Genomic DNA, 20,946 nt, shown 5'->3' on the forward strand with positions numbered 1-20,946 from the left:
TCTTTTCTATCAAATTAAAGGGCATAAAAGACCATTCTCTTATATCCTATTGCTATATGGAAAGAGTTCGTAGATATTAAGTATATTGTGTTGCCAATGTGTCGGGGGACGATATGGACAAACAAAAAGAGACGTGTGTTGAATTTGATTACACTACTTTTCTTGGAGCCTCTTGTAATAAAAAATGGACGTTTTTAGAAGCACTGACCACGATTGCGCCGGTGTTTAGTACCGTTTGGCGAGATAGCATTAAAGAATTGTCGACGCCAGAGGACAGACTTTGGCAAATGGCTTTAAAGTCTATGTCATCTCGTAAAAGTGATGAGTCTAATATTGTGACTTTACTTAAATTGGCGAAGCTGGAAGGGATAAACGAACTTAAAGTAGTGATGCCTTACTCGCTAGAAGATGAGCAGATTGAGTATATTGAATCGAAAAGTCACCTTGTCATTGCTAATAAATCATTAGAAGAGTTTACGATTCGCTTATAAGTATTGTCCTTATAAAGACTTCGCTTATCAATACTTGAATATAGCCTAATTGAATACTGAAAGGACCTCATAAATGAGGTCCTTTTTTATTTGTTTCTTTCTAGCACTTAGTCATATGGTGCTTAGTCAATCAAATCGTATTGCGAACGCAGAATATCCACAATCTCTTGCTTCGGATTTTCGCTAAGAACGATCTTATTACCAGTGATTTTTTCTGCAATATCAGTATAAGTTCGAGATACAGACATTAAAGCATCAAGCGGTAATTCATTGTTCTGAGCTAATGCTTCACGTTCTGGCATGCGCTCTTTATTGAGAAGAATATCTGGATCAGGGAAGTAGTTTAGTAGGAACTGACGGAACCCTTCTTTAGAGTTTTCAACAATCTTACCGTTATTATATTCTGAAGTATCCCAAATACGAGATGAGTCAGGTGTACCCACTTCATCCATGTAAATCAGCTTCTCATTGCCTTTAGCATCATTGACATAGCCAAATTCAAACTTTGTATCAACAAATGTTTGTTCAACATTTTCCAGTGCTTGGCTGATAACAGTAAACCCTTCCTTCAGCAGTTTTTCGTAATGCGAAATGTCACTTGCCTTAGTGAAGTTGAATGCTTGATAGTTATCTTCAATGTTTTGACGGGTGATATTAACGTCATCGGCTTCAGGAACACCTGGAATACCTTTGAGAATACCTTTAGTTGATGGAGTGATAAGTAGTTCTGGTAGCTTCTTATCTTTCTCTAAGCCCTCTGGCATTCCAATGCCACAGAACTCTCGTTCGCCATTAGCATAAGCTCGCCACATTGAACCTGTGATGTATTGACGGCAAATCGCTTCAATCATGACTGGACGAGCTTTTTGAACTATCCACACGAACGGGTGAGGAATATCGAGAATGTGGCTATCAGCTAAACCATTATCTTGGAATAATTTAAACCAATGATTCGAAATGGCATTCAGTGCTGCACCTTTCCCAGGGACTCCTTTTAAATTCCCTTCACCTCGCCATATACAATCGAAAGCCGAAATACGATCACTAATTACCATGATAGCTAAGGGTGCATCAGGTGCTACGTCATAACCTTTTTCTTGGATTAGTCTTTGGCTATCTTCTTCGGTTAACCAATAAACAGAACGAACTTTGCCACTATGGACAGGTTTGTTAGTACGAATTGGTAGATCATCATTTACGGCAAGAACTTGATCAGCGAGGCTCATTTAGACATTCCTATCTTTTATCAAACGTCATACAGAGAGTGCGAGTACGCACGAGATTAGACGGGCATTATACCCAAACTAATTTTTGCTGCCACATGAAAAGCAAACGTTTGCTATTGTTTTTTTATAATAAAAAAACTCTATCCGCGATATGCGCGAATAGAGGCTAAAAAGGCAGGTTCTAAAAGTTGAATAAATTTAGTGGATACGGTCTTGTTCAGATGAAACGAAAAACACTTCACATTGGTACTGAGTCGCTAATTTTACTAATTGGGCTTGTTCAAATTGGCTGATGTTATTACTTGCCACAATAGCACTCGCATTTCTTGAAAGGATGGCTCTTTTGACTATTTCCGCTTCAGAGCAAACTTGAGATGGCTTCATATGAATGACTCGTTCACAGCAGACGTTGTGCTTTCTTAACTGCGAAGCCTCAGGGCGTGGTGTCTCAGCGGTAAAAAGAAGCCATTGTTGTTGATTAGACAGCAAAGCGATTCTTGAGAAAAGCGAGTGATTGCTTTTATGCGAAGATCGAATTGAAGAAGTTAATGAGCAGTGAAATAGCTGGCTAGGGTTTTGAGTCTTAACGTGTGCTTGAATCATTTTGCTGTCCTTATATACATGCTGTATGTGTATACAGTAGTTTTTGTTGTGTATAAGATCAAGCAGTTTTTGCTGTTAAAATAATCGCTATTTTATGATGGTTAGTGGGTTATCGAGTTAAGTGTTTGATTTTTAATGGATATTTATTATTAATCGGAAAGGTATGATTAAGGTGAAATGTGATAGAAGGCATACTGCAGATTTAAATCTATACAGTAGTTCGCTTGCTATACAGTACTTTTGGAGGCTGTACAGTAGTTTGAGAAAAGCTATCTAGATTTTTTTGGGAGATAGTGGTTATGCTTGAAATTTATAGTTTGTGTTGAGCTGGCGAGTACAGCACTTAATTCTGAGCCAAAACACAAAAAAGCGCTCAAGGCGCTTTTTTATGTCTTATGGTACTAATGCTTGTTTCGATGACTTATCTTAGATTCACTTGAGAAAGTTTCGATCTCATCTCTAATTCGCCGATATTGAATTGGCGAACGTCCATTGTTGCTAAGTCATTACATTTTTCGCATGAGTGATGGTGTTTTCCATCAAGATAATCATGCTTCATTACTAGGCTTGGCTGCTTACACCAATCACAAATGCCTTCAATTGTGAACATATCAAATCTCCTCACCTGTATATGTCAGGTGTATTTTCGCGGCAGATTATGACACAACTAGACATTAAAAGTTAATTCTTTGTTACTCGTTTTTGAGAGCGATATCGTTTGCTAGGCTAATAAAAATAAGAGTAAAGGAGAAATTGAGTAATTTACCCTATCTTAAATTCACTTTTTGGTAACATTTTGTAATATGGTTTTTAAAGACGCATTCAATCGTTTCATCTCATCATCACTTCCATGCAGATCTGGGTGGTAAATTTTTGATAATTGCTTATATCTAATTTTTATCGACTTAGGAGGTGGAATAGAATTCGCGCTATAGCCAAATAGTGCGCAAGCAATCTTTAGTTTTTGGACATCTTTAGAAGCTTGATATTTTTTGACTTCCCGGAACATTGCTTCTAATTGGCGCTTCTGTTGTTTAATAGTGAAGTTTTTGGATTTGATCTGAGCTTCTAATGCCTGATTTTGTTCATTTTCTTTGTGTGAGCGTTTAGCGCGGACCTTTGTGACAGTGATGGCTAACCCACAAAGTAATATCAATAATGCAGATATTGATAAATAGTCAGAGGTGACCAGCAAGGGGGCTGAAGTTGGTGCTCGATTTGGATCAATTAGTTCATCTGATGATTCTTCTTCACTAAAGGCACTATTGAGCTGTTCGATTTCTGATATCTGCTTCTCACGCCTAGCGTTAAACTTCGCTTCTAATACACGGCTGTAGCCATCTTGAGCCTTGTCATCGTAATAAGTGGCAACTTGATACCATACTTCAGCTAAATCAAGAGGGCTTAATGTTGAGGAAGGGTAGTGCTCATAAATCTTTGCGAGTTCTAGTGGTGCTGTGGGGTTACCTCTACTGGCAAGTTGGCTATACCAGCGAATAGCGGCTTGTGGGTTTCTCTCTGTTCCTATTCCTGACGCAAGAAAGTTAGCCAGTTTTAATTGAGCTTTTATATGACCATTTTCAGCAGCTTGAGAATACCAGTAAAAAGCATTGTCAGCGTTTGCTTCTACATCAACTCCAAGATCATACGATTGAGCAAGCAAATATTGAGATTGGGGATCTTGCTGTTGCGCTTTTTCAGTCAAACCAGTAATCGTGTCTGCTTGTGTAAAAGAAGCGGAGAAAAAAAATAGAGCGGTGATGATTCGTACTATTATTGACATAATAAATAATTATCTAATTCTAATAAAAAGGCTCAGTAATGATACTGAGCCTTTTTGATTATTTCAGAGGAAGAATCTGAATTTCTACGCGGCGGTTACAAGAACGACCTTGAGAAGTTTTATTATCACATATTGGGTAACGTTCACCATTACCACGTGCAATAGCACGTCCAGGGGCAACATCCTGTGAGATGAAGAATGAACGAACCGATTCAGCGCGACGCTCTGATAAAATTTGGTTTAATGATTCGCTGCCAGTGCTATCAGTATGGCCGTCAATGACTAAGCTGGTATCTGGGTATTCAACAAGAATACGAGAAATACCACGTAGCGTTTTGTGAATGCTTGGCTCAAGAGCATAAGAGCCGGACTCAAAGCCAATACCATTTTCTAAGCGAAGCAATAATTGGTTTTCACCGACACGTTCTACTTGCACGCCTGAATCTAATAACTCATTACGTAAAGCTTGTTCTTGCTGGTCGAAGTAATATCCAACACCACCACCAACAGCACCACCAGCAGCAGCACCAATAAGTGCGCGTTTGCGGCGATCTTTAGAATCATCACCGGTAGCTGCGCCTGCAACCGCGCCGGCAATAGCACCAATTAGAGCACCTGTTGTTGCAGAGTTTGTTTCAGATTCACCAGTTGTTGCGTTTTGACGCTGAGTAGCCTGACAACCAGTCAAGGCGATGGTAAGAGCAAGTGCGAGAGTGATTTTTTTCAAGTTTTAATCTCCGTATAATAATGCTGTGTCTAGCCATAAATAACCTTTCTTATGGTCAAAATATTGTTGCTTATGGCTAACATATTATTCTGTATAACAATGAGGCTAGACATTGTAAAGTTTTGGTTAAGCTTTACTTATGCGTTTAGCGGCTTGCGCCCCTGCAACTGGACGATTAACAGACAGTTTCCGCCCTTTTTTTAATCCAACCTCATAATCAGCTGTTAAGTTCTTCATTGCTTCACGTAGCTGCTGTTTAAATGTTTCACGATCGATGTTTTTAAATTCTTTATCAATATAGTTATTGATTTTATTGTTGGACTCGTCGTCTGGAGTGATAGTGGGTAGCTTTTCAAGTGCGCCTTCAACCCAACCCGAAACAAACGAATTTACACGACGTGTCACTTCCAAGGTGCTGGTTCCAGAACCTGCAAATCCATTTCTAAATTGACCGGTATGTTCATTCAATTCACGGTAGACAATATCAAAAGCAAAAGCGGCAAAAATAGCTCGGTCTGCTTCACCGATAAACTCAACACGCTTTAATCCTTTATGATTGAGCAAAACCGCTTCAACACCAAATTTGGTATTGATGCCGCGGATAACACGCAAAACTGTCGAACTGATATTTGCTGGTAATAAATGGCTAGACTGGGTTTTTCCCATCTTGATGAATTCAATATCGTCTTTCTCAAGACCATATTTAAGCATTAAATTATGGGCCATTTTAATCGCATTGGCCGCTTCATTTACGTTCGCTGAATTACCTAATTCAAGGCATTTAGCAATTTTTTTAAGAGCTTTTTTCTTATCCATCGACTAACTATTCATTTCCGCAAATTTAGAAAAGTCCGACATTTTACCTGTTTTCGTTAATAACAGAAAGCCCTAACTATTGAGAGGTGAAAAGAGTAAACGCAAATTTGTACTTATCAGGGATGGAAAGTATAAATGTTGAAGTACAGGACAAATCGATTAGCTGATGATTTTAAAAGTGATTATATTGTGTGTTAGGTAGGAAGTTTGAGTGACAATGCAAGGGATTGAGTAAAAAGTAGAGCCTCAGTCAGGGGACAAATAAAACGCCATCACATGTTGTGGATGGCGTTTTGTAGAATAGTAATTTAATAAAGCGCTTATGCTAAAGAACTAAGAACTTATGAGAAGCTTAGCTTTGGAATTAAATACCAAGCTCATCAAGCAGGTCCGCAGCTGAATCATTCTTGCTTGTTTCAGCTGGTTCCTGTTTATTTGTAGCCTGCATTTGCTTTTGTGTTGCTTCTAAAATGCTGTCTGGACATTCATCTTCAGCAACTTCAAATTCTTCAAGTTGGATAAACTCAGTTTTATCCATTGCAAGTTCAAGGTAGAAGATATTGTTGTTTGCTGTTGAGAATGTTACGCGTCTCGCTTGAGGGCGATCTAGGTTGGTATCAACAGACAAATTTACTTGCTTGTTTAAAGCCAGCATCTTTGGTTGGTTTTGCGTAATGTTGGTTTGTAGTTCTTTACGAATTTTATTGGTGAAATCGCCAACAAGTTGGTTCATTAACTCGCCTAAAACGTCGCCAACTTCATCTGAGGTATGAAGTACAGCAAGTTCGTCTTCTGGCATGCCCATGTTACGCATGTAGTTTGTGTAAATTTCTAATGCGGCTTTTGATGTGAAATTGATTACCACCAAACCAGAGAAACCACCATCAAATAATACAAAGCAACCAAAGTCTGGCTTAAGGCTAGTTTTGTTAATCTTTTGAACCATAGCTGAATACGATACTTGAGAAGCAGTGGCTGAAGTCAGTACGCCAGATACCGATTGGCAAAGCTTAAGTAGGATATCTTCTGTTGTGACTGTCTTGTTTTTTTTCATTGTTATATGCTCTTGAGGGTTCGTATTAACGAAATGTTATTCAGTATACTTCCTGATAAAATAAGAGGAAAGAGACCATTTCTTTCATTCTTGCATTGAGATTCTTATTTGATCACCTTTTTATATGAACTTATTAGTAGTAAAGTGACGAAATTCAAATAAATATATTAAAAACCACTCATTACCCATTGCTGATAGGATCAGCGAAGTAGGGGGCAGGAAGCAAATGTTACCAAGACTTCAACTCAATATTGATGTCGATCCAGTAGTTGTAAGCTTTTTACAGGAGTTAAAAGCGGCTGGCTTTACTGGCGATATCGAATCTCAATATTCTAGCCGCTTAGCGGTTGCCACTGATAACAGTGTCTATCAACAATTACCTCAAGCAGTTGTTCATCCTCGAACGACTAAAGATGTCACGCTTATTGGTAAGATTAGCTCACAATCCACTTATGAGAGAGTTACTTTTTCTCCGCGTGGCGGTGGGACGGGTACGAATGGACAATCACTGACAAAAGGTGTTGTTGTTGATTTGTCTCGTCATATGAATCAAGTTCTTGAAATTAATGAAAAGGAAGGCTGGGTTCGTGTTCAATCTGGGGTTGTTAAAGACCAGTTGAATGATGCTGTTCGCCCATTCGGTTATTTTTTCTCTCCAGACCTTTCTACCAGTAATCGTGCAACGCTAGGTGGGATGATTAACACAGATGCTTCAGGTCAAGGTTCGTTGAAATACGGCAAAACATCCGATCATGTATTGTCTTTACAAGCGGTTTTTGCTGATGGGTCGTGTTTAGAGTCTGATCTATCGCATGGGTTGCCAAGTGACGGTGAATTTGCTTTCCAAGCTCTAGCTGTAACAGAAACTGTTTGCCGAGAAAAACGAGCGGAAATCCTTAATAAATTCCCTCCACTTAACCGCTTTCTAACGGGTTATGATTTAAAAAATGCCATTGATGAACAAGACGACAGTTTCAACCTAACTCGTGTTCTGTGTGGTGCTGAAGGCTCACTTGCTTTTATTACTGAAGCAAAACTCAATTTAACACCCATTCCTAAAGCCAGAACTTTGGTGAACGTGAAATACAACTCGTTTGACTCAGCATTGCGTAACGCTCCCTTTATGGTCGAAGCGAGTGCACTGTCTGTTGAAACGGTTGATTCAAGAGTTTTAAATTTAGCAAAACAAGATATTGTTTGGCATACCGTAAGTGACTTGCTGACCGACGTTCCTAATAAGGAAATGCTTGGTATCAACATGGTTGAATTTGCGGGGCAAAATGAAGCGGAAGTTGAAGCGCAAGTTAAAGCTTTGACTGTGCAGCTTGAAACTATGCTAGAGACAGAACAAGCCGGTGTCATTGGTTTTCAGGTATGCAGTGACCTCTCCAGTATTGGTCGTATTTATAACATGCGAAAGAAAGCTGTGGGTCTGCTAGGAGCTGCAAAAGGCAGTGCTAAACCTGTGGCTTTTGCTGAAGATACTTGTGTTCCGCCAGAGAACCTTGCTGATTTTATTGTTGAGTTCCGAGAGCTACTTGACAATAAATCGCTTAATTACGGCATGTTTGGACATGTTGATGCAGGTGTACTTCATGTTCGTCCCGCTTTAGATCTCTGCGATCCAAAGCAAGAAGCGCTAATGCATGAGATCTCTGATGAAGTGGTCAAGCTGGTGGCGAAATATGGCGGTTTAATGTGGGGGGAGCACGGGAAAGGCTTCCGTTCAGAATATGGTCCTGACTTCTTTGGTGATGAACTGTTTACTGAACTGAGAAGAGTGAAAGCAGCATTCGACCCTCATAATAAGATGAATCCAGGTAAGATTTGTACACCACTTGATAGTGATGCTGAGTTGGTAAAAGTTACTGATACTAAGCGTGGGTACTACGACAGACAAATAGATGTAAAAGTACGCGATAGTTTTAAACAAGCCATGGAGTGTAATGGCAACGGTTTGTGCTTTAACTATGATACGAGCTCTCCAATGTGTCCTTCAATGAAGGTGACCGCTGATCGCCGTCATTCTCCGAAAGGACGAGCAGGGCTAGTAAGAGAGTGGTTACGTCAATTAACGGAACAAGGTATCGATATACTCGACTTAGAAGCGCAAGCTCTTAAGAACGATACGCCGGTTAAAACGATGATCGATCGAATCCGCAATAGCGTAAATAAGCGTCATGAGTATGATTTTTCACACGAAGTGTATGAAGCCATGAATGGCTGCCTAGCTTGTAAGGCTTGTGCGAGTCAGTGTCCTATTAAAGTGGATGTCCCAAGTTTCCGCTCACGCTTTTTGAATATTTATTACTCTCGTTACCAACGTCCTGCAAAAGACTACCTTGTTGCTAATATTGAAACCATGCTTCCGTTGATGGCGAAAGCACCCAAAGTGGTGAATACCGTTATTTCACAGAAGTGGGTAGCAAGCTTAACTGCAAGTACGGTTGGTTATATAGATACGCCCTTAATGTCTGTACCGACTTTATCTAAGCGTGTATCGAATAAAAACCTTCAACTGTTCGATTTACAATACCTTGCTGGTTTGTCTTCAGATGAAAAACAGCAGCATGTTTTGATTGTTCAAGACCCATTTACCAGCTTTTACGATGCAGAAGTGGTCGATGATTTTATCACCTTGGCACAAAAATTAGGTAAAACCCCGGTTCTTCTGCCATTTAAACCAAACGGAAAAGCTCTGCATATTAAAGGCTTCTTAAGTCGATTTGCTAAGGATGCAAAAAGTACGGCTGACTTTTTATCAATGGTGGCCGAGTTAGGGGTACCTTTGGTGGGCGTTGACCCTGCTTTAGTTCTTTGTTACCGAGATGAATACTTGGAAGTGCTTGGTGATAAGCGAGGAGAATTTGATGTATTAACGGTGCATGAGTGGCTATACCCAAGATTAGAGGAGTTTGACGTTCAGTCGAGTGACTCAGAAGCTTGGTATTTATTTGCACACTGCACTGAAAAGACAAAAATGCCCAACGCTGAAAAAGAGTGGGGGGCCATATTTACTCATTTCGGCGCAACGCTAAACACAGTACCTGTTGGTTGCTGTGGTATGGCAGGTACTTTCGGTCATGAAGTGGATAAATTTCAGATGTCGAAAGACATCTACGGTTTAAGTTGGAAGCCTCGATTGGAAGACTTACCGAAGGAGCGTTGTCTAGTTACGGGTTATTCTTGCAGAAGCCAAGTCAAACGTTTTGAAGGTGAAAAGCTCGCACACCCGTTGCAAGTGCTTGCTAAACTCATTTAAGATATTTATTAAGCCTAGCTCCTTGCTAGGCTTTTTTATACCGATTGATTAGCCCTGTTATGCCTTTGCGTTTCGAGGGTTAGTTATAAACACATCAAAGCAAGGATGTTAGATGAAGACTCTTGAATTAAAAATTCCCCCGGTAGCTGTATTCTTGTTTATTTTGTTATGTTCATATGGATTTAGCCAATATGTTGAATTCGGTGGTGTAGAACTACCGCTCCCTACTAGCTTATTGCTCGTAGGGATTATTATTAGTGCGGTTATCGGTCTGTCTGGTGTCTGGGAGTTTAGAAAGCATAAGACGACAGTAAATCCAACGAAACCAGATGGCGCTTCTACTATCGTCGATTCAGGTGTTTACGGATACACCCGCAACCCAATGTACCTAGGGCTGTATATTCTTTTGTTTTGTATTGGTTATTATTTTCAAAACCTAGTGAGTATGTCGTTCAGTTTTCTGTTTGTCACATACATGAATCAGTTTCAAATAAAGCCTGAAGAAAAAACGTTAGAGCAACTATTTGGTGCGAGCTATGTTGATTATAAGCAGAAAGTAAGACGGTGGATTTAGAAGGTTTAACCAGTGAATTGATAATAATTGTCATTTATAAAGTATGGATCACATTTATTTATTAGCGAGCTTTTACGTGTTTGTTGTATGAATTAGATTTCACCTGAATTTATAATAAATATATAAGGTTAGGTTATGAAAGGTTTGCAAGCTACATTGCTCGCTCTTAGCATTTCGGTCGCAGGTTTATCGTCAGTATCTGCACAAGATGCTTCTTCAAGAATTATCAATGGTACGGAAGCCGCTGAAGGAAGCTGGCCATTTATAGCTGCGCTTGTGATGAAAGACGCAGACCCGTATCAAGGTCAATTTTGTGGTGCTAGTTTTATTGGTGAACGCTATATTTTGACTGCAGCTCACTGTACTGAAGGCTTGGAGTCACAAGACATTGATGTGGTGGTTGGGTCTTCGGATCTGTCTGCTTCTGATGTTGAAGGTTCGCGTTATGCAGTTAAGCATATTTATACGCATGAGTCCTATGTCTCTGCATCATCTGGTCATGACATTGCGGTAATTGAGTTGTCTGAAGCCGCATCAAAAGTAGCGATTCCCCTACCTGATCAATTTTTAAGAAATGACTTACCAACAGGTGAAAGTTTAACTGTGATGGGGTGGGGTAATCAGAATAACCAGTCTGATCAATTTGTCAGTTCTAGTAAACTTCATCAAGTGAATGTTCCCCTTGTCTCTCAAAGCGTTTGTCGTACTGCATCGCACCCTTTATACCGATCCATTGGCGATGACGCATTTTGTGCTGGCTTTCCACAAGGTGGATATGATTCATGCCAGGGTGACAGCGGTGGACCAATCGTTGTAAATCATGGTGGAACGACAAAACAACTTGGCATCGTAAGTTGGGGGATCGGCTGTGCAGATGAAAACGCATACGGCGTTTATACGAACTTGAGCCACTTTACGGATTGGATTGCTACAGCTACTGGTGGTTTTAGTTACAACCAACAAAAAGATTTAGGAGTAAAACCACCGGGTTCAAATACTCATACCTTTGACTATACGAATAATACCGATGTCGCAATTAAGATTAGTAACATTTTTGAAACTTCGGGTTTAGCTGTTCAAAGTTCAAATTGTTCAAATTTACTAGTGGGTGAAACTTGCCAAGTTACGGTTGATTTTAATGTAACGAAGCTTGATTTCGACTCTATTAATATTGAGCTTACAACGGATCACCCTTTGTATTCTAAAGTGAAATCGAAAGCTTCATTTATTGGTGCAACAACGGCGGTGCAAAGTGTAAGCAGCTTAGTTGATATTACGAATTCTGGTGTATTTAATACGGCACAGTGGGAATCTAGAGATGGTTACATTGCTTCTTCAGAAATTGGTGATAATGAGAAAACGGCATTAATTATCGAAGGTGTTCCAAGAGGTAGATTAACAATACAAATCGGTGTATCGACTGAAAGCGGTGCTGATTTTATGAAGCTATATGCAAATGGTACTCAAGTCGCTCAAATGTCGGGGGAACTAGTAGAATCGCAGGATATATACCTTTCTAAAAAGCTAAATACTATTGTGGTTTTTTATGAAAAAGATTTAAGTTTATCTCGAGGAACGGATGACGTTAGGCTTTTAGATTTCCAGCTTACAGAAAGCTCTGATAGCTCACAAGGTGGTGATAACGTAGCAAGAAGCTCAAGTAGCGGCGGTACATTTGGTCTTTATGGCTTGTTTATGATATTTGGTTTTACCGTGTTAAGAAGTATTCGCTCACGTATAACTAAATAAAATTGAGTTAAATGAAAAAGGTCTACTTAGTAAGTAGACCTTTTTTGATTCTATTCTTAAGCATTAAGCATTAAGCATTAAGCATTAAGCATTAAGCAGCGGCAGCGAACTGCGCTAGGAACATTTCTTTACGTTCGTTGAATCGATTCACTAAGTCATCAACAGATGCTTGATCATATGGCTTAAGACCACTTGCAACCATACGCTTAATTCCAGTGCCAACTACTTCACCATCTTCTTTGAAATCAAAGTTCAGTGTTACCACGCCACGTTTCCCATCAACATCGAATGTTGCACCAGAAAAAGTAAGTTCAGGGTTAGTCAGGTCTAGGCGTGAAAATTCAATTTCCATGCTTTCGTAAATAACCAGAGGACGTTGGCAATTGATCATCATTTGTTGTTCTTCCATAAGAGGAACCATGATGTGAGGAAAGTTCATGCCTGAAAATTGCACATAATTTGTTACTACATGCTCTATGAATGCAGGGTCATGGCTCTTTTCACCTTCAGAGCTCATATGAAGGTATTCTTTTCCGTTATTATCGATTAACGCACTTTCAGTATTGCACTTATCATCAACTCTTAAAGCAATCCCATCATTAACCATCCCAGAAAACTTGAAACGCATTTTTTGGCTAATGCCTTCTTTTTTCAGAAGTACAGCGAACAGAAGATCACCCGGTACGCAAAAACGTTTATTGTCTTCGTCGTGTATTGGATTGAAGTCAGCGGCTACTTTTTTTGCAAAGTGGCTTGCTTGTTCACGAGTGAATTGGAATTGGTTGTCTTGAGTCGAAAAATACGGTGTCAGAAACATAGAATCGCTATTAGTAATCAAATCTGCGGCGGATTATATCCAACAATGGTCATTTCAATGGTCTATCCAGTTGGTAAGGTTGCATAAGTGACTATTTAATATGGTGATTTTCTAAATATGTGAGATGCCTATAACGTGTAAAATAATTTTTTAATGATAGCTGGTGGTTATATTTGTTAGAAAGGGCTAAAAATAGCCCTCATATATTATGCTGCCAGGGTATTCGATCATTACTAGATAGTGGTTGAATACCCGCTAGAGGCTAGAGGCTAGAGGCTAGAAGCTAGAAGCTAGAAGCTAGAAGCTGCACATCAGTCCTTCAGGCATAAGGTGGTTATGTACTGAAAGTTTTAATAGTAAATTGGCTTTTTCGATATCAGGAGCGAAGTAGCGATCCTTGTCATAGAAGCTTACCTTCTCACGTAAGATCTGTTTAGCTTCTTCAATTCGAGCAGATGATTTATTCGGTGCTCGGAAGTCGATACCTTGAGCTGCAGATAAATACTCTACCGCTAAAATTCCTCGCGTATTTTCGCTCATGTCACGTAGACGGCGCCCTGCGAAAGTAGCCATGGAAACATGGTCTTCTTGGTTTGCAGATGTTGGCAGGCTGTCAACCGAGGCAGGGTGAGCAAGAGTTTTATTTTCACTAGCCAGAGCGGCGGCCGTCACTTGAGCAATCATAAAGCCTGAATTCACTCCACCATTATCAACAAGGAAAGGTGGAAGTTTACTCAGCGCACTGTCGATAAGCAAAGCCATACGTCGCTCAGAAAGGCTGCCCATTTCAGCAATGGCTAAAGCTAGGTTGTCAGCCGCCATCGCGACAGGTTCTGCGTGGAAATTACCACCAGAAATAATGTCGCCATCATCTGCGAATACTAGCGGGTTATCTGATACTGAGTTCGCTTCGACTTGTAGAATGTCGGCGGAATTTCTTATCTGCTGTAAGCAAGCACCCATGACTTGAGGTTGGCAGCGTAGTGAGTAAGGGTCTTGCACTTTTTCACAAGCGGTGTGGGACTCACCAATTTCACTGTTTTGATCAAGCATATAACGATACGCCATAGCAGCGTCCATCTGTCCTCTATGACCACGTACACGGTGGATTCGTGGATCAAACGGACGTCGGCTACCAAGTGCAGCATCAACCGACATTGCACCACATACGGTTGCTGATGCAAAAAGGTCTTCACTCGCAAACAAACCTTCTAAAGCGAATGCAGTCGAAGCTTGCGTACCATTTAACAGAGCAAGCCCTTCTTTTGGTGCTAGCGTGATCGGTTCTAACCCTGCAATCTGCATGGCTTCTAAACCCGAAATGATTTTCCCATTATGGCGAGCTTCACCTTCACCAAGTAATACAGTGCTCATATGCGCAAGGGGAGCTAAGTCACCAGATGCGCCAACTGAACCTTTTTGCGGCACACACGGGTAAACCTGTGCGTTAACCAAGTCAATCAGGGCATTAATTACTTTAAGGCGAATACCAGAATAGCCGCGCGAAAGGCTATTAATTTTTAGCACCATCATCAGGCGAACGGTTTCATCTGACATTAGTTTGCCAATACCAGCAGCATGAGAAAGTACGATGCTTTTTTGTAAAGTTTCCAAATCTTCAGGGGCAATTTTGGTGTTAGCTAATAAGCCAAAACCAGTATTGATACCATAAACAGTGCGATCTTCAGCAATGACTTGCTCGACCACTTTCATGCTAGCTTCGATATTTGGAATAGCCGCTGGATCTAGAGATAGATTGACCGGGCTACGGCTAATTTTACGAAGTTCAGGAAGGCCTAGCTGCCCAGGTTTTAGTAGTAAATTCAACATGTTTTCATCTCCAGACATTAAAGGCGGCTTAGTTCTTCGTTTAGCATTGGTAAATCAAGTTTTTGGTCTTTCGCGCATTGTTTTGCAATGTCGTAACCGGCATCAGCATGACGCATGACACCTGTTGCTGGGTCATTATGTAAAACACGTGCGATGCGCTGTGAGGCGTCATCGGAGCCATCACAGCAAATAACCATTCCTGAGTGTTGAGAGAAGCCCATGCCAACTCCACCACCATGGTGAAGTGATACCCATGTTGCACCGCCTGCAGTGTTAAGAAGGGCATTCAGTAGTGGCCAATCTGATACCGCATCTGAACCGTCCATCATACCTTCTGTTTCTCTATTCGGGCTTGCAACAGAACCCGAATCTAAATGGTCACGACCAATCACAACGGGTGCTTTAAGTTCACCATTCTTTACCATTTCATTGAAGGCTTGTCCTAGACGTTCACGATCTTTTAATCCAACCCAACAAATACGAGCCGGTAAACCTTGGAATTGAATACGTTCACGGGCCATATCTAGCCAATTGTGTAAATGTGGGTTGTCTGGAATGAGTTCTTTTACTTTTTGATCTGTTTTATAGATATCTTCAGGATCGCCAGATAAAGCAGCCCAACGGAATGGCCCAATGCCTTCGCAAAATAAAGGTCTTATATAGGCCGGAACGAAACCTGGGAAATCAAAGGCATTTTCGACACCTTCTTCTAATGCCATTTGGCGAATGTTATTACCGTAATCAACGGTTGCTGCGCCTTTATATTGAAGATCTAGCATCGCTTGAACTTGAATTGCCATAGATTGCTTTGCCGCTTTAACGACTTTAGCTTCATCAACTAAGCGCTCTTGTGCTGCTTTCTCCATTGACCAGCCTTGTGGCAGGTAGCCATTTAGAGGGTCATGAGCTGAAGTTTGATCGGTTACCACATCTGGGGTGATATTACGTTCTACAAGTTCAGGGAATACATCAGCGGCATTACCGAGTAGACCAACAGAGATTGGAGTGTCAGACTCAGTAATCATTGCCATTGCTTCATCTATACTAGTGGCTTTTTTATCCACATAGCCAGTACGAAGTCGGTAATCGATACGAGATTCATCACATTCAACTGCGATCATCGAAAAACCAGCCATCGTTGCTGCTAAAGGTTGAGCACCACCCATTCCACCAAGCCCACCAGTTAGTACCCATTTACCTTGCGCTTGACCTTGGAAGTGCTTTTTAGCAATCGCTACAAATGTTTCATAAGTACCTTGGACAATCCCTTGAGAGCCAATGTAGATCCAACTCCCAGCAGTCATTTGCCCATACATCATTAAGCCTTCTTTATCTAGCTCATTAAAATGCTCCCAATTTGCCCAATGCGGAACAAGGTTGGAATTTGCAATGAGTACGCGCGGTGCATTTTTATGTGTTGGATATACACCAACCGGCTTACCTGATTGAACCAGCAGAGTTTGGTCATCTTCTAGTCGTTCAAGTACCTCTACAATTTTGTCGTAACATTTCCAATCTCGAGCAGCGCGACCAATACCGCCGTATACCACAAGAGCGTGTGGGTGTTCTGCGACATCCGGGTCTAAATTGTTCATTAACATACGCAGAGGCGCTTCGGTTAACCACGATTTAGCTCGTAGTTTTGTACCATGTGGTGCTCGGATTTCACGAGTTGTATCGAGGCGAGGGTCACTAGAGTGATGATCCGTCATTTGAAACTCCTTATTTTCACGTATTGGTTTATGTCGTTATTTTTATAAATGATGAGTTAACGATGCATTGATGATCGTTTTATAAGTAAATGAAACTTGTAGGTTTATTCTTTGTTTTGCATTGCATTGACGATATCCCAACATAGCCGAGCAGCTAAACGCGCGGTTTGCCTATCTATGTCGAAATTTGGATTGTATTCGGCGATATCTGCGATCAAGAGTTTTGATTTTTCCTGCAATATTCGAGTGAATAGGGGAGCGATGCTATCGTAACTGACTCCTCGCGCAGCTGGAGCGCTGACTCCCGGCGCTGTTGCTGCAGGAAACACATCTAAATCAATGGTGAGGTAGATAAGATCACACTCACCAATGAAGTGTTCTAGCTGATCCAAATGTTTGTTGGTATTTGGGAGTGATAACTCACTATCTTCTACATACCACACACCAAGGTCATTGGCTTTTTCAAATAATGCGGCGGTGTTGCTAGCTCGGCTTACTCCCAAGCATGCATAGTTAAATGGCCAGCCATGCTGCTGACATAAATGCTGAATTTGGTTAAATGGAGTGCCTGAGCTCGGCTTTACTTGTGCGATATCACTTTCAAAAGCTCTTAGGTCAAAATGAGCATCAAAGTTAATGATACCAATCTTTGGTTGAGTGACTTCTTGGGAACTATTTCTAGCTAGAGTCCCTTGTTTATCAAGTGAGCTTTGCTTGCCTAAAAAGTTTTGTTTACCCAGTATGTATTGCGAAAGCCCTTGAAAGGAAGCCCAAGCAACTTCATGACCGCCACCTAGAGTAATGACTTTAGTCTTTTCCAGAGCATGAGCGATTACGTTGGCACATTGCTTTTGGCTGGACTCAAGTTCATCTTCTTCACATTCTATGTCCCCTAAATCAAAGATTGGCGAATCTTGATGCCAAGCCATATTGGCTAAAGCTTGACGGATTAAATTTGGTGCTTGTTTTGCACCAATTCTTCCTTTGTTTCTTGCTACGCCAGCATCGCTTGCAAAGCCTAAAATTGAAACCGCCATACTAGCTTGACTGTCTTCATTTTTAGTAAGGTCGGAAACACACTTTATCTGCGTGATGTGGTGAAGACGGGTGCCTTGATCACCATCTTCTGCATCATGGCGACCTTGCCATGTGAAATTGTGTTGTGTTGTCGGTAAATCTATATCTGCTTTGTGGTCGTTAGGTAAATCAGTCATGACAAATCACCCCATTAACAATACGTTTGAAGAGCCTTGGAACACCTACTTGATAGCTTAAGTCAGCAGGGTGTTCGATATCCCAAATAGAAATGTCAGCCTCCATTCCTACTTCTAAACGTCCCCTAGTTTGAGGATGACCGATTGCTTTGGCTGCATGGCATGTAACACCGCGAAGCGCTTCTTCTGGGGTGAGACCAAATAAAGTGCAGCCCATATTCATCATCAAAGTAAGGTCGGCGAACGGGGATGTCCCAGGGTTAAAGTCAGTGGCGATAGCCATTGGAATATCTTTCTCGCGGAGTAATTGAATGGGAGGCAGTTGTGTTTCACGCAAAAAGTAAAAAGCACCGGGTAGCAAAGTTGCGACGGTATTACTGTTGGCAAGCGCATTGACACCATCACTATCAAGATACTCAATATGGTCGACGGACAGTGCGTTATAGCTGGCTGCTAATGCACTACCACCTAAGTTAGAAAGCTGCTCAGTGTGTCCTTTAATGGTAAAACCATTGGCTTTAGCGGCACAAAAGACTTTTTCGGTTTGCTCTAAATTAAAGCCAATGGATTCACAAAAAACGTCTACTGAATCTGCAAGGTTTTCTTGAGCTGCTGCTGGAATAATTTCTTGGCAAACATAGTCGATATATTTATCAGGCTTACTTGCGTATTCAGGTGGTAGAGCATGGGCTGCAAGTAAAGTAGTGCTGACTTTAATTCGTTTGTGATCTTCTAGCGCTTTTGCTGCCCTAAGCATTTTGAGTTCATCATCAAGCGTTAGACCATAACCAGATTTTACTTCAACACTGGTGACACCACTTCGAGTTAGACCTTCTAGTCTTGGCAAGGCAAGTTCTATTAACTCACTTTCAGAGGCATTTCGGGTGGCTTTGACGGTTGAAAGAATGCCGCCACCTTGTTTTGCAATAGTTTGATATGGCACTCCGTTAAGGCGCATTTCAAATTCATTTGACCGATTACCAGCAAAAACAAGATGCGTGTGACAGTCAATTAAGCCTGGTGTCAGTACTCTATTTTGGCAGTCAATGACGGGATATTGAGCGTTAAGGTCAGGAATTGATACATCAGCATGACTAGAGATAGATTCAATTTTTCCAGAACTGATAACAACAGTCATTGGCTGCGAAGGAAGGTATCCTTCAGTCCCTTTAGACATTGAAACTATGCGTGCATTTTTTAGTATCAAATTCATTTTTAACCTAAAGTATTTGGATTGTTTAAATGTATATACAAATAAATAGGTTAAAAATGAGTTTGGATCAAGTTGATGTTACGAATATGTGATCAATAAATAGAATGAAATGCTTTAATCAAGCAATACTTTAGAGCTTAATTTGTATTTAGAGCCCGGGTGATAGAGTAATGCCAAGCTAATTAAGCGATCTTTACTCCATGTTCTTCTGTTCAACAGTAAACAAGGTTCTGTGCTAGATAACTGAAGAGTTTCTTTGATTTTTTCATCCGGAATGATCGCCTCAACCGTATGCTCAATTGCCGTTAAAGGGCAAGTTTCTGAGAGATACTGATTGGGTGTTTTCTTGGCAAAATCTTGTGTTAAATAGTCGGGCACTGAATGAATGTTTACCCAGCGAACTTCTAGTTGTATGGGCTTATCATCAGCATAGTGAATTATTTCACTATAAAAAACTTTAGAATTCAGCATGATGCCTAGGCGTGTTGCTGTGGTTTCATCAGCATGTGTTTGTATCTGACTGAGGACTGTATTCTTATATACCTGACCGCGAGCCCTTACTTCCTGAGATATATTATTAATATCGAGAAGCGGAGATTCTGCTTTTTCAGTTGGTGAGCAGACAAAGGTTCCAAGCCTTGGCTTCCTTATTAATTTCCCTTCGCTAACTAAATCACGAATGGCTTTGTTTACCGTCATCCGACTTACATTAAATTGCTCCGTCAGTTCTAGTTCGGTTGTGATCTTATGACCAACAGGCCAGTGACCACTCTCAATTTTAGTGTCTATAAAGGATTTGATTTGTAGGTATAACGGTTTATTTGTCATAAGTTAACGCCTAATTGACTATACAATTAGAGTAACTGATTCATTATTAATTACAATATTTTCACTGTTAATGTCAGCCCTGCTCTTATAAATGCTGTAAATAACTTGCGAAGAGTGAATGAGTAAGGATATTTTGTAGCGGATAAAAGAGTTATGAAAAACATAGAATTAGAAAGGAAAAGTTATGCTTAACAAACTGAAAGCGTCATTAGGTATTGGTGCAGCGAAAGTAGACACTGTGTTAGACAGCATTGAAGTATTCCAAGGCGGTGAATTGTCTGGAACCGTCAATATTGTTGGTGGTGATGTGGAGCAGCAGATTGATGCGATTAACATCGTTCTTAATACTGAAGTAAAAGTGGAAACAGAAGACAGCACCAGTTATGAAAATTTTTCGCTTGGCAGAATTCAGGCAGTAGACGCATTTGTTATTCAACCAGGTGAAACAAAGCAAGTACCATTTAGAATGTTGCTTAATGATGAAACACCAGTAACCGCTCTAAATGCATTAAAGAATCAAAGCCATGTTTGGGTAGAAACAACGTTAGACATTGATTTTGCGATTGATCCGAAAGATCGTGATTTTGTTGTAGTGAAACCTTTACCGGTTGTAGCGAAAGTCATCGAAGCGATTGAAGCGTCTGGTATGTCGATGGTAAAAGCTGACGTTGAGAAAGGTTTCCTTAATGGCAATACTTTTGCTTCACGCTCTGGTTGTTACCAAGAAATCGAATTCCGTTCAGGTGGCTTCGTTAACACAAAAGAGATTGAGCTTTCGTTTATTGTGGAAGGGCAGGTGATTCATTGTTTAGCTGAAGTTGATCGCTCAATGAGTTTCCGTGGTGATCAATATATTTCATTCAGCTTGCCTGTTAATGCTTCAGACTCTGATATTCGCAATGCAGCTTCAAGAGTGCTTAGTGTTTAAATATGCCATCGATTTAGAGGGCTGTTCACAGCTCTCTTATTATTTTCAAAGTCATCAAGAGACACACTTATAAAGCTATAAAGCTATAAAGCTATAAAGCTGTACTCTCGCCAACGCTA

At 40.6% G+C, this 20,946-nt stretch carries 18 protein-coding genes; 5 read left to right on the top strand and 13 right to left on the bottom strand.

Annotated elements, in window-relative coordinates; all coding sequences use genetic code 11:
- Window positions 1-113: 113 nt before the first annotated feature.
- Window positions 114-491 (top strand): transporter, encoded by a 378-nt coding sequence (locus tag OCU78_RS06210; RefSeq protein ID WP_137372675.1) that lies wholly within the window; start codon window positions 114-116, stop codon window positions 489-491.
- 122 nt (window positions 492-613) lie between these two features.
- Here OCU78_RS06210 and OCU78_RS06215 read toward each other — a convergent pair whose 3' ends face one another.
- From OCU78_RS06215 to OCU78_RS06245, 7 genes are all read right to left on the bottom strand, one after another.
- A complete protein-coding gene (locus OCU78_RS06215) occupies window positions 614-1,717 on the bottom strand; it encodes a phosphoribosylaminoimidazolesuccinocarboxamide synthase (RefSeq protein WP_137372676.1) in 1,104 nt (367 codons plus the stop codon).
- Window positions 1,718-1,915: 198 nt separating this feature from the next.
- Entirely contained in the window at window positions 1,916-2,320 is a 405-nt protein-coding gene (locus tag OCU78_RS06220; RefSeq protein ID WP_137372677.1) for a hypothetical protein, read from the bottom strand.
- Between the two features lie 421 nt (window positions 2,321-2,741).
- On the bottom strand, window positions 2,742-2,930 hold the full coding sequence (locus OCU78_RS06225; RefSeq protein WP_137372678.1) for a hypothetical protein: 189 nt from the start codon (window positions 2,928-2,930) through the stop codon (window positions 2,742-2,744).
- A gap of 168 nt (window positions 2,931-3,098) precedes the next feature.
- Window positions 3,099-4,103 carry a tetratricopeptide repeat protein gene (locus OCU78_RS06230; RefSeq protein WP_137372679.1) on the bottom strand — a complete coding sequence of 335 codons (1,005 nt, stop codon included), beginning with the start codon at window positions 4,101-4,103 and terminating at the stop codon, window positions 3,099-3,101.
- Window positions 4,104-4,161: 58 nt separating this feature from the next.
- Window positions 4,162-4,830, bottom strand: coding sequence for an OmpA family protein (locus OCU78_RS06235; RefSeq protein ID WP_137372680.1), 669 nt, complete (start codon window positions 4,828-4,830; stop codon window positions 4,162-4,164).
- Window positions 4,831-4,956: 126 nt separating this feature from the next.
- A complete protein-coding gene (locus tag OCU78_RS06240; protein WP_137372681.1) occupies window positions 4,957-5,646 on the bottom strand; it encodes a DUF2786 domain-containing protein in 690 nt (229 codons plus the stop codon).
- Window positions 5,647-6,010: 364 nt separating this feature from the next.
- Window positions 6,011-6,700 (bottom strand): DUF3334 family protein, encoded by a 690-nt coding sequence (locus tag OCU78_RS06245; RefSeq protein WP_137372682.1) that lies wholly within the window; start codon window positions 6,698-6,700, stop codon window positions 6,011-6,013.
- Between the two features lie 226 nt (window positions 6,701-6,926).
- Here OCU78_RS06245 and ydiJ point away from each other — a divergent pair, with 226 nt between their 5' ends.
- The 3 genes from ydiJ (at window position 6,927) to OCU78_RS06260 (ending at window position 12,285) form a co-directional block, all read left to right on the top strand.
- Window positions 6,927-9,962, top strand: a complete 3,036-nt coding sequence (gene ydiJ, locus OCU78_RS06250; RefSeq protein WP_137372683.1) for a D-2-hydroxyglutarate dehydrogenase YdiJ — start codon at window positions 6,927-6,929, stop codon at window positions 9,960-9,962.
- Between the two features lie 112 nt (window positions 9,963-10,074).
- Window positions 10,075-10,536, top strand: a complete 462-nt coding sequence (locus OCU78_RS06255) for a methyltransferase family protein (protein WP_137372684.1) — start codon at window positions 10,075-10,077, stop codon at window positions 10,534-10,536.
- 135 nt (window positions 10,537-10,671) lie between these two features.
- A complete protein-coding gene (locus OCU78_RS06260) occupies window positions 10,672-12,285 on the top strand; it encodes a S1 family peptidase (RefSeq protein WP_137372685.1) in 1,614 nt (537 codons plus the stop codon).
- Window positions 12,286-12,376: 91 nt separating this feature from the next.
- On the opposite strand, the gene OCU78_RS06265 is transcribed toward OCU78_RS06260, so the two are convergent.
- The 6 genes from OCU78_RS06265 to hutC form a co-directional block, all read right to left on the bottom strand.
- Window positions 12,377-13,102, bottom strand: a complete 726-nt coding sequence (locus tag OCU78_RS06265) for a DUF3581 domain-containing protein (RefSeq protein ID WP_137372686.1) — start codon at window positions 13,100-13,102, stop codon at window positions 12,377-12,379.
- Window positions 13,103-13,399: 297 nt separating this feature from the next.
- Window positions 13,400-14,932: a histidine ammonia-lyase gene (gene hutH, locus OCU78_RS06270; protein WP_137372687.1), complete on the bottom strand. Its 1,533-nt coding sequence runs from the start codon at window positions 14,930-14,932 to the stop codon at window positions 13,400-13,402.
- Window positions 14,933-14,949: 17 nt separating this feature from the next.
- Entirely contained in the window at window positions 14,950-16,644 is a 1,695-nt protein-coding gene (gene hutU / locus OCU78_RS06275; RefSeq protein ID WP_137372688.1) for a urocanate hydratase, read from the bottom strand.
- A 104-nt stretch (window positions 16,645-16,748) separates the two neighbouring features.
- The gene (hutG, locus tag OCU78_RS06280; protein WP_137372689.1) at window positions 16,749-17,858 is read right to left on the bottom strand and encodes a formimidoylglutamase; all 1,110 of its coding nucleotides are present in this window, start codon (window positions 17,856-17,858) and stop codon (window positions 16,749-16,751) included.
- Entirely contained in the window at window positions 17,851-19,071 is a 1,221-nt protein-coding gene (hutI, locus tag OCU78_RS06285) for an imidazolonepropionase (protein ID WP_137372690.1), read from the bottom strand. Before hutI ends, hutG begins: the two co-directional genes overlap by 8 nt.
- 114 nt (window positions 19,072-19,185) lie before the next feature.
- Window positions 19,186-19,899 carry a histidine utilization repressor gene (gene hutC, locus OCU78_RS06290; RefSeq protein WP_137372691.1) on the bottom strand — a complete coding sequence of 238 codons (714 nt, stop codon included), beginning with the start codon at window positions 19,897-19,899 and terminating at the stop codon, window positions 19,186-19,188.
- Window positions 19,900-20,083: 184 nt separating this feature from the next.
- Between hutC and OCU78_RS06295 the strand changes: the two genes are divergently transcribed.
- The gene (locus tag OCU78_RS06295) at window positions 20,084-20,827 is read left to right on the top strand and encodes a sporulation protein (protein ID WP_137372692.1); all 744 of its coding nucleotides are present in this window, start codon (window positions 20,084-20,086) and stop codon (window positions 20,825-20,827) included.
- Window positions 20,828-20,946: the final 119 nt, after the last annotated feature.

The sequence above is a fragment of the Vibrio gallaecicus genome, from assembly GCF_024347495.1.
GTDB lineage: Bacteria > Pseudomonadota > Gammaproteobacteria > Enterobacterales > Vibrionaceae > Vibrio > Vibrio gallaecicus.

Bases quoted from the DNA above. Each gene is read 5' to 3' on its own strand.
- OCU78_RS06210 (WP_137372675.1), top strand. From the start codon at position 114: ATGGACAAACAAAAAGAGACGTGTGTTGAATTTGATTACACTACTTTT.
- OCU78_RS06215 (WP_137372676.1), bottom strand. From the start codon at position 1,717: ATGAGCCTCGCTGATCAAGTTCTTGCCGTAAATGATGATCTACCAATT.
- OCU78_RS06220 (WP_137372677.1), bottom strand. From the start codon at position 2,320: ATGATTCAAGCACACGTTAAGACTCAAAACCCTAGCCAGCTATTTCAC.
- OCU78_RS06225 (WP_137372678.1), bottom strand. From the start codon at position 2,930: ATGTTCACAATTGAAGGCATTTGTGATTGGTGTAAGCAGCCAAGCCTA.
- OCU78_RS06230 (WP_137372679.1), bottom strand. From the start codon at position 4,103: ATGTCAATAATAGTACGAATCATCACCGCTCTATTTTTTTTCTCCGCT.
- OCU78_RS06240 (WP_137372681.1), bottom strand. From the start codon at position 5,646: ATGGATAAGAAAAAAGCTCTTAAAAAAATTGCTAAATGCCTTGAATTA.
- OCU78_RS06245 (WP_137372682.1), bottom strand. From the start codon at position 6,700: ATGAAAAAAAACAAGACAGTCACAACAGAAGATATCCTACTTAAGCTT.
- ydiJ (WP_137372683.1), top strand. From the start codon at position 6,927: ATGTTACCAAGACTTCAACTCAATATTGATGTCGATCCAGTAGTTGTA.
- OCU78_RS06255 (WP_137372684.1), top strand. From the start codon at position 10,075: ATGAAGACTCTTGAATTAAAAATTCCCCCGGTAGCTGTATTCTTGTTT.
- OCU78_RS06260 (WP_137372685.1), top strand. From the start codon at position 10,672: ATGAAAGGTTTGCAAGCTACATTGCTCGCTCTTAGCATTTCGGTCGCA.
- OCU78_RS06265 (WP_137372686.1), bottom strand. From the start codon at position 13,102: ATGTTTCTGACACCGTATTTTTCGACTCAAGACAACCAATTCCAATTC.
- hutH (WP_137372687.1), bottom strand. From the start codon at position 14,932: ATGTTGAATTTACTACTAAAACCTGGGCAGCTAGGCCTTCCTGAACTT.
- hutU (WP_137372688.1), bottom strand. From the start codon at position 16,644: ATGACGGATCATCACTCTAGTGACCCTCGCCTCGATACAACTCGTGAA.
- hutG (WP_137372689.1), bottom strand. From the start codon at position 17,858: ATGACTGATTTACCTAACGACCACAAAGCAGATATAGATTTACCGACA.
- hutI (WP_137372690.1), bottom strand. From the start codon at position 19,071: ATGAATTTGATACTAAAAAATGCACGCATAGTTTCAATGTCTAAAGGG.
- hutC (WP_137372691.1), bottom strand. From the start codon at position 19,899: ATGACAAATAAACCGTTATACCTACAAATCAAATCCTTTATAGACACT.
- OCU78_RS06295 (WP_137372692.1), top strand. From the start codon at position 20,084: ATGCTTAACAAACTGAAAGCGTCATTAGGTATTGGTGCAGCGAAAGTA.